Genomic DNA, 12738 nt, shown 5'->3' with positions numbered 1-12738 from the left:
CGCGCCGGGGCCCGGCAGCGGCAGACCGGCACCCGGTCCGCGAGCCGCCAGGCCGCCACCGGCTCCGGGCGCTCCCAGGCCCCCGCCGGGCGCTCCCCGGTCCCCGCCGGGTGCTCCCCGGCCGCCACCGGGCCCCGGTCTGCCGCTTCCCGGCCCCGGCCCGCGGCCACCGGGCGCCGGTCTGCCGCTGCCGGGCCCCGGCGCGCGGCCCGCGGGCGCGTCCCGGCCGTCATCGAGGGTCCGCCGGTCCCCGCCGGGGACGTCCCGGACGATCCCGCCGCGCGCCGGCCGCGTACGGTGCCGCACGCGCTCGGCGCCCAGGCCCGCCCCGGCGGCCACGTAGATGCGCTGCGCCTCCTGCAGCATCTCCGCCGCGCGCAGCGGCTCGCCCTGGGCGCGGGTGGCGTCGGCCGCGTCCTCCAGCGCGGAGGCCAGCGCCAGCGGGTGGGACCCGCCGCGGAACGCCCGCACCGCCCGGTGCAGCGGCGCGGCGAGCCCCCGGTACAGACCCTGGGCGTGCAGCGCGGCCCCGGTGAGCGGGGCGACGGCGGGGTTGCGCCGGGCGAGGCGGCGGGCCAGGTCGGCGGCCTCCGCGGCCTGCTCGTGGGCGCCGGCCCGCAGCGCGATCCGCACCAGCAGCGGCAGCGCCAGCGGATCGGCGGCCAGGAACCAGGTGTGCCGCCCCGGGTCGTCCCACACGTCCGCCAGCCGCCGTACGGCCGCCTCCGGGTCGCCCGCCGCGTCGAGATGCAGCGCGGCCGCGAACGCGCAGAGCCCGCCGAACGGACCGGGCGGCGTGCCCGTGGGCGGATCCAGGTGCGCGGCGGCCCGCTCCAGGTCACCGCGCACGGTCGCCACCACCACCAGCAGGGCGCGCAGCGCCGCCCGCGTGCCGGCGTCCGCGAACCGCTCGCAGGCCTCCAGACCGGCCCCCGCCTCCTGCTCGGCGTCCTCCAGCCGCCCGCAGTGCCACAGCTGCACGGCCCGCGCGAGATGCCAGCGCGGAGCCGCCCACACCCAGCCCTGCTCACCGGTGTCGTCCCGCCACGCCTTCAGCACCTCGGCGGCGTCCAGCGGGCGCCCCGCCGCGCTGATGATCAGCGCCGGCACCGCCCGCTCCCAGCCGAAGCTGCGCTCCGTGCCCTGCGTCCCGGCCGCGACCGCCTCCTCCGCCAGCCGCAGCGCCTCCGCGACGTCGCCGGCGCGCTGGGCGCACAGCGCGAGCAGCGCCGTGCCCAGGGTCACGGAGGCCCCGTCCCCGCTCCGCCGGGCGGTGTCGACGGCGGCGCGGGCCAGGGCGGCGGCGCGGGCGGTGTCGTCCCCGGAGTACGCCAGCAGGCAGCGGGACTCCAGCAGCGCGAACCAGGCCTGCCGGCGGGCGGGCGGAGGGCTGTCCTTCGCCACCCGCCGCAGATGCCGCAGCGCGTCGTGGAAGTGGCCCAGGCGCAGCAGCACCTCCACCAGCTCCGCGAACGCCACGGCCTCCGCGTCGGTCTCCCAGCCCGCCGCGGCGAGCGCCGCGTCGAGCAGCCGCTGCGCCGCGCCGGTCCGCCCGGTGGCCAGCAGCAGCCGTACGGCCGTCTTCACCGGCCCGGCCGCGACCGGCTCGTACCGGCGCAGCTGGGCCACCAGCGCCCGCGGCAGGTCCGCCCGCTCGCGGGACGGCACCGCGTCCTCGTGCCGCAGCAGCCACTCCAGCTGGGCCACGCCCTGCTCCAGGTCCTCCGGCGTGCCGGAGAGGATCAGATGCCCGACGCTCCGCGGGCAGGGCCGGTCCTCCGCCGCGCACAGCCGCGCCGCCTCCGCGTGCAGCGCGCGCCGCACCGGGCCGAGCAGACTGTCGTGCAGCGCCCGGTGGACCAGCGGGGCGCGGAAGCGGAACGCGGTGCCGTCGTCCGCGAGCAGGCCCGCCGCCGCGGCCTCCTGCGCGGCCGTCGCCAGCTCCATCGTCGACCGGCCGGTCAGCGCCGCGGCGTCCGGCAGCGAGAACCGCCGCCCCAGCACCGCGCCGACCTGTAACAGCTCCCGCGTCTGCTGGGAGATCCCGGACAGCACCGGCGCGGTCGCCCGCGTCAGATCGGCGGGCGGATGCCCGCCCAGCACCCGCACCACGCCGTCCTCGGCCCGGATCCGTCCCTCCTCCCGCAGCAGGTGGACCAGGCGCTCGATGAGGGACGGGTTGCCGCCCGCCGAGGCCACCACGCGCCGGACGTCCTCGGGCCGCGCCGCGCCCAGCAGCCCGGCCGCCAGCTCCCCGGCCGCCGACTCGTCCAGCGCGGACAGCGTCACCACCTCGCCGTGCGCGGCCAGCAGCCGGTCCAGCGCGTCCCGGGTGGGCCGTACGACGGGAAAGTCGGCGTAGGCGGCCAGCCACAGCACGGGCAGCCCGGCGAGGCGGGGCAGCAGGGTCTCCAGCGCGGCGAGGGTCAGCTGGTCCGCCCACTGCAGATCGTCCAGGACGATCACCAGCGGGCGGTCGGCCGCGCGCCGCTCGATCAACCGGTGCAGCAGCCCGATCAGCCGGCTCCAGTGCGTCGGCCGGTCGGCGAACGCGGCCAGCGACTCCGCCTGCACGGCACTGACCACGGGACGCGGCCCGGCGCTCAGCGCGGTGAGCAGCGGGGCCATCGCGGAATGCTGGTCGAGCCGGGCGAGCCGGGCCGTCGCCACGGTCATCCCGCGCCCCGCGGCCTGTTCGGCGGCGGCGCTCAGGAGCAGGGACTTGCCCGACCCGGACGGCCCGTGGAACACCAGCAGGGCACCGCTGCCCGCCGCCGCCCTGTCCAGCGCGCGGCGCACGGCCGCCCGTTCCCGCTCACGCCCGACGAGTCGCTGGTCCCCAGGTGCCGGCATGGAGCGCTTCCTCCCTGTCTCGCCGCCTCACACGTGCCCGCCGTCGCCGCCGCGACCGCGGCTGCCGCCGCTGCCGCCGTGCGCGTGGTCAGCCACCGGGCCGCGCCCGGTCCCGGCCACGGGGGTCCACCGCCGGCCCCGGCCGGCCGGCGCGCACCGCCAGCAGTCCTTCCAGGGCGTGCAGACTCGTCTGGACGACATGCCGCGCCGCCGCGGCGGCGGCCTCGGAATCCTGGTCCTCGATGGCCTGGACGAGCGCTTCGTGGGCCTCGATGCCGCACTCCAGGTACGTGTCCTCACCCGCGAACAGATCCAGGCTCTCCTGCAGCCGCCCGACGAAGAACCGGTAGCACTCGGCGAGGGTGACGTTGTGCGCCGCCTCCACGACGGCCAGGTGCAGCGCGGCGTCCCGCCGGCCGAACTCCGCGTCGTCCCGCCCGGCCGCCTCCCGCCGCGCCCGGAGCAGCTCCCACAGCCGCGCCATGTCCTGCGGCGTGCGGCGCCGGGCCGCCGAGTGGGCCGCCTGTACGTCGAAGCAGAGCTGGACCTCGAACACGTCGCGGACGTCGGCGAGTTCGATGCTCTGCAGCATGGGCGCCGGGTCGGACACCGACCGCACGAAGACGCCCTTGCCGCGCTGCGCCCGCAGCATCCCGGTGTGCACCAGCGCGCTGACGGCCTCCCGGATGGTGGGCCGGCTCACGCCCAGCTCGGCCGCCAGTTCCGTCTCCGACGGGATGCGGGAACCGATGGGCCAGGTGCCGTCGGCCAGCTCCTTGTGGAGCAGCGCGATGACCTCACGGGCCGTCGAGGACCGGGCGATCGGGCGCAGAGGCATAGGGCAGCCCCCTCGTGGAATCCTTGGTTGTCTGACAACTGACGTCAGGCTAGTCAACGGTTGTCGGACACCACAAGTTCGGCTCCGGCCAAGGGGGTTGATGAACGCGCCATGAACGGCACGCGCGGCGGCGCTCGCCTCGCCGTACCGCCGTCATGCGGCGGCACGCGCGACGGCGCTCGCCTCGCCGTACCGCCGTCATGCGGCGGCACGCGCGGCGGCGCTCGCCTCGCCGTACCGCCGTCATGCGTGCTTAAGCTCCAGCGCGTCGAGGACGGCTCGCGCGACCTCGGCGGGAGTGCGGCCGTCCGTGGCGATCATCGCGCGGGCGACCTCGGTGTAGAGGGGCCGGCGGGACTCGGCCAGCGCCCGCCACCGCTCCTGCGGGTCGACCGCGAGCAGGGGCCGGGTGGTGTCGAGGCCGATGCGCCGGGCCGCTTCCCCGGCTTCCATCGTCAGGTACACCACCCGCTGCCCGGCGAGCAGCGCGCGCGTGTCCGGGTCGAGGACCGCGCCGCCGCCGAGCGCCAGGACGCCGTCGTGCCCGGCGAGCGCCCGGCGTACGGCCTGCTTCTCGAGGGCGCGGAAGTGAGGTTCGCCCTCGGTGGCGAAGATGTCGGCGATGGCGCGTCCCTGCTCGGCGACGATGTCGTCGTCGGTGTCCCGGTAGCCCACCCCGAGCCGCTCGGCGAGAAGCCGCCCGACGGTGGATTTGCCCACGCCCATCGGACCGACGAGGACGACCAGCGGCCCCGTCATCGGACCGGGAGACGGTCGAGGTAGGCGGTGACGTTGCGGCGGGTCTCGGAGACGCTGTCACCGCCGAACTTCTCCGCCACCGCGTCCGCCAGCACCAGCGCGACCATCGCCTCCGCGACGATGCCGGCGGCCGGCACGGCGCAGACGTCGGAGCGCTGGTGGTGGGCCTGGGCGGCCTCGCCGGTGGAGATGTCCACCGTCTTCAGCGCGCGCGGGACGGTCGCGATCGGCTTCATCGCCGCGCGCACCCGCAGCAGCTCGCCCGTGCTCAGGCCGCCCTCGGTGCCGCCGGCCCGCCCGGAGACGCGCCGGATGCCCTCCGGGGTGCCGACGATCTCGTCGTGCGCCTTCGAGCCGGGCACCCGCGCCAGCTCGAAACCGTCGCCGACCTCCACGCCCTTGATCGCCTGAATGCCCATCAGGGCGGCGGCCAGGCGCGCGTCCAGACGCCGGTCCCAGTGCACGTGCGAGCCCAGGCCGACCGGCACGCCGTACGCCAGCACCTCCACCACACCGCCGAGGGTGTCGCCGTCCTTGTGGGCCTGATCGATCTCCGCGACCATCGCCTTCGACGCGTCCGCGTCCAGGCACCGCACCGGGTCCGCGTCCAGCCGCTCCACGTCCGCGGGCGTCGGGTACACCCCGTACGGCGCCTTGGCGGAGGCCAGTTCCACCACGTGCGAGACGATCTCGATCCCGGTCGTCTCCTTCAGGTACGACCGCGCCACCGCGCCCAGCGCCACCCGCGCCGCGGTCTCCCGCGCCGAGGCCCGCTCCAGGATCGGCCGCGCCTCCTCGAAGCCGTACTTCTGCATGCCCGCCAGATCCGCGTGGCCGGGTCGCGGCCGGGTCAGCGGCGCGTTGCGCGCCAGCCCCGCCAGCACCTCCGGGTCGACCGGATCGGCCGCCATGACCTGCTCCCACTTCGGCCACTCGGTGTTGCCGACCATGATCGCCACCGGCGAGCCCAGCGTCAGGCCGTGCCGCACGCCACCGAGGAAGGTGACCTCGTCCCGCTCGAACTTCATCCGCGCACCGCGCCCATAGCCGAGCCGCCGCCGCGCCAGGTGATCCGCCACCATCTCCGTGGTGACCGGCACACCGGCCGGCAGGCCCTCCAGGACCGCCACCAGCGCCGGGCCGTGGGACTCTCCTGCGGTCAGCCACCGCAACCTGCTCAACGGTGCTCCTCACTGCTCGCGGTGAACTCGGGAAACAGCCGCCGGAACTCGGCGTGGAACCCGGGGAACGTCTTGGCCACACAGCCCGGGTCGTCCAGCTCCAGCGGGACGCCGGAGCCGAGGGCGAGGACCGAGAAGGACATGGCGATCCGGTGGTCGCGGCGGCAGGCGATCCGGGCCGGGGCCGGACGGCCGGGGTGGACGGTGATCCGGTCGGCCCCCTCCTCGACCCGGATGCCGCAGACGCGCAGATTGGCCGCCATGGCCTCGATCCGGTCCGACTCCTTCAGCCGGGCGTGGCCGATGCCGCGGATGGTCACCGGGGCGTCGGCGAGGGGCGCGATCGCCGCCAGCGTCATGAAGGTGTCCGAGATCTCGCCCATGTCGACGTCGAAACCGCCGCGCAGCGGCCCGCCGCCGCTCACAGTCGTGGCGCCGGCCCCGATACTCACCCGCGCCCCGGTCTTCGCCAGCACGTCCACGAAGCGCAGATCGCCCTGGAGGCTGCCGGTGCCGAGACCCGGCACGGTGACGGCGCGCCCGGTGACCGCGGCGGCCGCGAAGAAGTACGAGGCGGTGGACGCGTCCGGCTCGATGGCCAGGTCCGTGGGGCGGTAGCGGCCGGGGAGGACGCGGATGCGGTCCGCCGAGGCCTCGACCTGCGCGCCGTAACGGCGCATCAGCGCCAGGGTCATGTCGACGTACGGGCGGCTGACCAGCGAGCGGGCGTCGGCCTCCAGGCCCTGCCGCATCAGCGGGGCCGCCATCAGCAGTCCGGACAGATACTGGCTGCTCATGGCGGAATCGACGACGATGCGGCCGCCGTCCAGCCCGGCCGCGGTCACCTCGAACGGCAGGGCGTCCGGCACCGCCCGGCCCTCCTCCGCCGCCCGTACGGTGGCGCCGAGCTCGCCGAGGGCGTCCAGCAGGGGCCGCAGCGGCCGGGCGCGCAGCTGCGCGGAGCCGTCGAAGCGGAACGTGCCGTCGCCGGTGGCGGCGAACGGCGGCAGGAAGCGGGCCGCCGTACCGGCGTCGGCGCACCAGACGCGCGCCGCCGCCTGCCCGGCCGGGCCCCGGCCGGTGCCCGTGACGTCCCAGTAGGCGTCCTCCGGACCGGCGTCCACGGTGAGGCCGAGGTCGGTGAGCGCGGTGCGGAAGGCCAGGGTGTCGTCACTGACCAGGGGCGCCCACAGGCGGCTGGTGCCGGGCGCCGCCGCGGCGAGCAGCAGCGCGCGGTTCGTCAGGCTCTTGGATCCGGGAATGCGGGCGGTGCGGGGGAGCGGGGCGTCCGGGGGCATGGGCAGGTCGTCCTATCAGGCGAACTGTCGGTGGGATGTCGGTAGGGATGTCGGCCGGGACGTCGGGTGGGACGTCGGGTGGGACGACGGGGGTCGGGTGACGTGCCGGGTGAAGTGCCGGTGAGCATCCGGGGCGGTGGCGGGTGACGTCGCCCGCGGGCCGGCCGGCGCGGTGGCCGGCCGGCCCGCGTGGTTCACAGCCGGGCGCCCAGCACCTCGTTCATCAGGGTGCCGACGATGCGCACGCCGTCCTGGGTGAGCACCGACTCGGCGTGGAACTGCATCGAGGCGAAGTGCGGACCGCGCAGGGCGTGCACCTCACCGGTCCCCGGGTCGCGGCTCACCTCCACCACGCCCACGCCCGGGCAGTCGGCCTTGTCCTCGGCGCTGCGCGCGGCGAACGTGTTGTAGAAGCCGACCCGTTCACGGGAGCCGAACAGGTCGATCTCGTGCTGCACGCCCTGGTTGGGCACGTCCCGCCGGACCAGGGGGAGGCCGAGCCGCATGCTCAGCACCTGGTGGCTGAGGCAGACGGCGAGGAACGGCCGCCGCTCGGCGAGCAGGGTGTCGATCGCCGAGCGCAGATGGGCGATCTTGGGGTGGCCGGTGTCGCGCGGGTCGCCGGGCCCCGGGCCCATGACGACGAGGTCGTGGCCGTCGAAGGAGTACGGCTCGTCGAAGCGGCGGACCGTCACGTCGAGGCCCAGCGAGCGGAGCTGGTGGTCGATCATCGAGGTGAAGGTGTCCTCGGCGTCCACCACCAGCACCCGGCTGACCGGCAGATCCGGGACGGTGCGGGTCCGGTCGCTGTCCCCGGCCAGCCAGAAGTCGGCCAGCGAGGTGTTGCGCCGCTCCAGCGCGGCCCGGACGTCCGGGTGGTCGCCGAAGCGCACGGCGGCGGAGGGCGTCCGGTCCGCCGGGGCGCCGGTCTGGAGCGCGGCGAGCAGTCCGGCCGCCTTCGCCCGGGTCTCGGCCACCTCGGACTCCGGCCGGGAGTGGCGGACGAGGGTGGCGCCCACGCCGATCCGCACCCGGCCCGCGGCGTCGATGTCGGCGGTGCGGATGAGGATGGACGAGTCCAGGGCATGGCCGCCCCGCGCGTCCCGGCCCATGAGGGCGACGACGCCGCTGTAGTAGCCGCGGCCCTCCGGCTCGTAGCGGCTGATGACCCGGCAGGCGCTCTCCAGCGGGCTGCCGGTGACCGTCGGCGCGAACATCGACTCGCGCAGGATCTCGCGCGGATCGCGGGTGCTGCGGCCCTCGATGAAGTACTCGGTGTGCGCGAGCCGGGCCATCTCCTTCAGATACGGCCCCACGACCCGGCCGCCGGAGTCGCAGATCCGGGCCATCATCTTCAGCTCCTCGTCGACGACCATGTACAGCTCGTCGGCTTCCTTGCGGTCGGCGAGGAAGTCCAGCACCTCGGGCAGGGCGGGGCCCGTGGGCGGATAACGGTAGGTGCCGCTGATCGGGTTCATCACGGCGGTGCCGTCCGAGAGGCTGACGTGCCGCTCGGGGGTCGCCCCGACGAAGGTCCGGTCGCCGGTGTGGACGACGAACGTCCAGTAGGCGCCGGACTCGCCGCGCAGCAGCCGGCGGAAGAACGACAGCGCGCTGTGCGGGGTGTAGCCGGTGATGTCGGCGACGAAGGAGCGCTTGACGACGAAGTTGGCGCCCTCGCCGGTGCCGATCTCGTCGGCGATGACCCGGCGGACCGTTTCGGCGTAGGTGTCGTCGTCCACGTCGAAGTGGCCGCCGGTCAGCTCGATCGGCGTGTCCGGGAGCCGGCGCAGCACCTCGTCGAGGGGGAGCGGGGCCTGGTCGGTGACGGTCATCGCGATCAGCGGTTCGCCGTCGTCGGGGGCGGCGAAGCCGCGTTCGGTGATCTGCCGGTAAGGGATGAGGGTCAGCAGCTCGTGCCGGGGGCCGACGGCGGGCTGCGGGTGCTCGAGGAGCGGCAGTTCGGCCAGGGTCCGCGGGGTGGAGATGTCGCCGAGCAGGACGTCCACGGTGTCGCGGCCGGCGGTCTCCGGGCGGTACAGCAGGGCGAAGGCGGGCGGGTGCGGGGCGAGCACCCGGGCGAGGAGGTCGGCGGGCGCGGTCATGCGGCCGCTCCCGCCGTCGTGCGGGTGCCGAGCTGGGTGAGGACCGTGCCGGTGGTGGTGACGACGGCGCAGCGCTGGGCGGCGTAATCGACGGCCAGCCGGTGGTACTCGGCGGAGAAGTCCCCGACCGCGTCCGCGACGAGGAACGGACGGATGTCGTGGGTGAAGGCCTCGACGGCGGTCATCAGCACACCGACGTGCGCGTACACCCCGCACACGATGAGCTGGTCGCGGCCCAGTTCGCGCATCCAGTCCAGCAGCCCGGAGCGGAAGAAGGCGCTGTAGCGCCACTTGGTGAAGACGCGGTCGTCCGGGCCCGGCGCCAGCGGCTCGACCACCTCGCGGTCCGCGGGGTCGACGCGCATGCCGGGACCCCAGAAGTCCTTGAGCAGACCGCGCTGTTCCTCGGTCATGCCGCCGGGCTGCGCGGTGTACGCGACCGGCACGCCCGCCGCGACGGCGCGTTCGCGCAGCAGCGCGGCGTTGCTCACCAGGGGGTCGCGCAGGGACGCGGGGAACGGGCGCAGGAAGTAGCGCTGCATGTCGTGGACGAGCAGCACCGCGCGGTCCGGGTCGGCGGACCACTGGGCGGTGTTGCGGGGCAGGTCGTCCGCCGACGGCAGCGGATACGACTCGATGGGGGGTATGCCCGCCATGTCTTTCCTCTCCTCGGGCAGGGGCCGTGGGCCCAGGGCGAAGGGCTGTGGGGTGGCCGGCGGGGGCCGGGACCGGGGACCGGAGTCCGAGGGCCGGGGCCGCACGGCCGCGGCGGTGGTCGGCGCGACGACCGTGCGACTCGGGCGACGGCGTACGGCTCGGGCGTCCGCGTACGGTCCGGGGCGCGGTGTACGGCTCGGAGGTCGGCGTACGGCTCGGAGGTCGGCGTACGTCGGCGTCGGCGTACGGTCCGGGCTGCGGCCCCGCGCGGCCGTACGGGACTACGCGGCGGCCGGCTGGGTGCCGCGGCCGGTCAGCCACCAGGCCGAGACCACGGACAGGGCCTGGGCCGGGTTGAGCCGCGGGTCGCAGAAGCTCGTGTAGCGCTCGCCGACGAGAGCGACCTCGGAGGCGTCGCGGACGCACTCGGTGACGTCGTCGGGGGTGGTTTCCAGGTGGAGTCCGCCCGCGACACCGCCCGCCGCGGCGACCGCGTGCTGGAACTCGTCCACCTCGCGCGTGACCGTCTCGACGTAACGGGACTTGAGGCCGTCGGGTGTGCTGACCGTGTTGCCGTGCATGGGGTCGGTCAGCCAGATCACCGGGTGTCCGGCGGCGCGTACGGCGGCCACCAGCGAGGGCAGTCGCTCGGCGACCGTCCCCGCGCCCATCCGGGAGATGAGGGTGAGCCTGCCGGGCTCGCGACGGGGGTCGAGCCGCTCGCACAGGGCCAGCAGTTCGTCCACCGTCATACCGGGGCCGACCTTGCACGCCACCGGGTTGACGACCTCGGCGAGCAGGGCGACGTGGGCGCCGTCGAGCTGCCGGGTCCGCTCGCCGATCCAGGGCCAGTGCGTGGAGGTGAGCAGCAGCCGCCCGTCCTCCTGCCGGCGCAGCATCGGCACCTCGTAGTCCAGCAGCAGCGCCTCGTGGCTGGTCCATACGGGAGCGCCGATGCGGGCCGTGCCGGGGGCGCCGAGCCAGCCGAGGTACCCCATGGCGTCGCGGGCCGCCTCGTAGCCGGACAGCAGCCGCTGCGGGTCGGGGCGGCGCGCCTCGGGGTCGGGCTCCGGGCTGTTGACCATGTGGCCGCGGTAGACCGGCAGTTCCCGGTCGCCGACCCGCTCGGTCGGGCGCGACCGGGGTTTGCCGAACTGGCCGGCCAGCCGGCCGACGCGGACCACCGGCAGGCAGGTGTCCATCTCCAGTGACCCGGCGAGCAGGTTCAGCAGGCCCGCCTTGCGCGCGACATAGCCGGGGGTGCACTCGGCGGTGTCCTCGGCGCAGTCGCCCGCCTGCACCACGTGGGCCTCGCCCGCGGCCACCCGGGCCAGCATGGAGTGCAGGGTGCGCACGTCCTCGGCGCCGACGAGCGGGGGCCGCGCGGCGAGTTCCTTGCGCACCCGCAGCAACTGCTCCTCGTCCTCCCACGGTGGCTGCTGCAACGCCTGTTCATAACGAATATCGAGCAGAGCGTTGTCCACTGGTTTCTCCAATCGCGATGAGGCGTAGGCGACACGGGACGCAAGAGAGGGAAGAAGAAAGCCGGGGAAGGGGGCCGGGAGAGCGGACCGAAAGCCGGAATTCCCCGGGCGCCACCGATCGTCCGATGAAATCCGCGGCGTCACCAACAACGTGGGCGGTAGTCCGTCAGGTGACGCGGAATCCGTCAAGTGATCGTCGATCTGTCAGGTCGGCGCGCACCGTGCCGTAGGCCGGCCGCAGCGTGCCGGTCGAATTCCCGTGAAGTTCCCGGTACTCGCGAGTATGCGGGGGAACACGCGAAAGGACCGGCGGAACGGATGCTCAGGCTGGGGTCACCGAGCGTTGCGGGCGAGGGCGACGACCGCGTGCGCGGCGGAGGCCAGGGTCACATGGCGGTGCCAGCCGCCGAAGGAACGCCCGGAGTAGTCCCGGATGCCCACCCGGTCGGCGATCTCCGCGAAGTCCCGGTCGACGCGGTCGGCCAGTTTGCTCAGCCGCACCAGGGAGGCGGGCGCCGTGGTGCGGAGGTTGGTCAGCCACAGCTTGGCGGGCCAGTGCCCGTTCTCGTCGCCGACGCCGAGGAGCATCACCTCGCCCGGCCCGGAGTCCGGTCGCGGCTGGTTCGGCAGCCCGACGCGTACCGTGGCGGCCCAGTGGGTCCGGGGCGCGGTGCCCGGAGCGTGGCCCCCGGCCACCACGGGCCGGCGCAGACCCCTGGCCGTGATCATGATCTGTTCGGCGGTCAGCGGCTCCCGGCCGGAGCCGGGCACGGCCGGGTCCGCCACGGTGAGCGGCTGGTCCTCACAGACGCTCACCAGCAGGGGCAGGCCCGCGGCGTGCAGCCGCTCGAAGATGGGGACGGCGTGCACCTCGCACGAGTCGAGCACCAGCGGCCGCACCGGCAGCCGCCAGCGCGTCACCGCGTCCTGGCAGGCCTGGACCACGCATTCGCTCATCGTCTCCGCGGGCACCCCGTCGGGGATGGCCACCTGGCTGCGGCGCAGCTCGTCCTGGAGCCAGGTCCGCGGCAGGTGGAGGCGCCAGTTGACCGGGGCGCTCATGTGGTCCGACGCGGCCCACACGCCGATCGCGCGCTGGGCGTTGAGGACCTGGCCCAGGGTGGGGAAGAAGTGCTTGTCCACGCCCACCGAGTGCCGTCCGGTCTTGGGGATGATGACCGGCTGGACCACCCAGGCCCGCGGCGGGGCGACATTGATCCAGTGGCGGGCGAGCGCCTGGCGGACGGGCTTCCAGTCCCAGGTCGAGGACGAGATGAAGTGGTGGAGGTTCTGTTCCGAGACCTGTTCGCCGAGCAGCGCCGCGATGTTGCGTATGGACTTCCGTCCCTGTGTCTCCAGCAGACCGCGGAGGTACTGCATGGCCTTTCTGCACTGGTCGCTTCTGGAGAGCGAGGCGAAGAGGACCGAGGAGATCTCGGTGAGGACTGCGTCATGGGAGCCGGGTGGAAGGGGGGTGGGGGGTGTCCCTCGTTGTGCGGTCGTGGGGCGCAGGTCGAGGCTGAGCATGAAACTCCTAAATTACCGGTCCTACCCGTGCTGTGG

9 protein-coding genes are annotated in these 12738 nt (G+C 74.9%); all 9 read right to left on the bottom strand.

Features of this window, described 5'->3' with window-relative positions; genetic code table 11:
- Positions 1 to 2853: BREX system ATP-binding domain-containing protein (locus AB0K92_RS27720; RefSeq protein WP_365927235.1), on the bottom strand; the 2853-nt coding region annotated here is incomplete at its 3' end.
- A gap of 88 nt (positions 2854 to 2941) precedes the next feature.
- Complete coding sequence (locus AB0K92_RS27715; protein WP_365927233.1) at positions 2942 to 3691, bottom strand: FCD domain-containing protein; 750 nt, start codon at positions 3689 to 3691, stop codon at positions 2942 to 2944.
- A 243-nt stretch (positions 3692 to 3934) separates the two neighbouring features.
- Positions 3935 to 4450: a shikimate kinase gene (locus AB0K92_RS27710; protein WP_365927231.1), complete on the bottom strand. Its 516-nt coding sequence runs from the start codon at positions 4448 to 4450 to the stop codon at positions 3935 to 3937.
- Positions 4447 to 5631, bottom strand: a complete 1185-nt coding sequence (gene aroC, locus AB0K92_RS27705) for a chorismate synthase (protein ID WP_365927229.1) — start codon at positions 5629 to 5631, stop codon at positions 4447 to 4449. The genes AB0K92_RS27710 and aroC overlap by 4 nt, the downstream gene beginning before the upstream one ends.
- Positions 5628 to 6929 carry a 3-phosphoshikimate 1-carboxyvinyltransferase gene (gene aroA / locus AB0K92_RS27700; RefSeq protein ID WP_365927227.1) on the bottom strand — a complete coding sequence of 434 codons (1302 nt, stop codon included), beginning with the start codon at positions 6927 to 6929 and terminating at the stop codon, positions 5628 to 5630. Before aroA ends, aroC begins: the two co-directional genes overlap by 4 nt.
- A 194-nt stretch (positions 6930 to 7123) precedes the next feature.
- The gene (locus AB0K92_RS27695) at positions 7124 to 9034 is read right to left on the bottom strand and encodes an anthranilate synthase family protein (protein WP_365927225.1); all 1911 of its coding nucleotides are present in this window, start codon (positions 9032 to 9034) and stop codon (positions 7124 to 7126) included.
- Positions 9031 to 9690 (bottom strand): isochorismatase family protein, encoded by a 660-nt coding sequence (locus AB0K92_RS27690; RefSeq protein WP_365927223.1) that lies wholly within the window; start codon positions 9688 to 9690, stop codon positions 9031 to 9033. The genes AB0K92_RS27695 and AB0K92_RS27690 overlap by 4 nt, the downstream gene beginning before the upstream one ends.
- 282 nt (positions 9691 to 9972) lie before the next feature.
- Positions 9973 to 11175 carry a 3-deoxy-7-phosphoheptulonate synthase gene (locus tag AB0K92_RS27685; protein ID WP_365927221.1) on the bottom strand — a complete coding sequence of 401 codons (1203 nt, stop codon included), beginning with the start codon at positions 11173 to 11175 and terminating at the stop codon, positions 9973 to 9975.
- A 333-nt stretch (positions 11176 to 11508) separates the two neighbouring features.
- Positions 11509 to 12702: a transposase gene (locus AB0K92_RS27680; RefSeq protein ID WP_365927219.1), complete on the bottom strand. Its 1194-nt coding sequence runs from the start codon at positions 12700 to 12702 to the stop codon at positions 11509 to 11511.
- Positions 12703 to 12738 lie beyond the last annotated feature (36 nt).

The sequence above is a fragment of the Streptomyces sp. NPDC052687 genome (assembly GCF_040678395.1).
Taxonomy (GTDB): Bacteria; Actinomycetota; Actinomycetes; order Streptomycetales; family Streptomycetaceae; genus Streptomyces.
The sequence above is the reverse complement of the archived record's forward strand: the minus strand, read 5'-3'. Positions and strand labels throughout refer to the sequence as shown.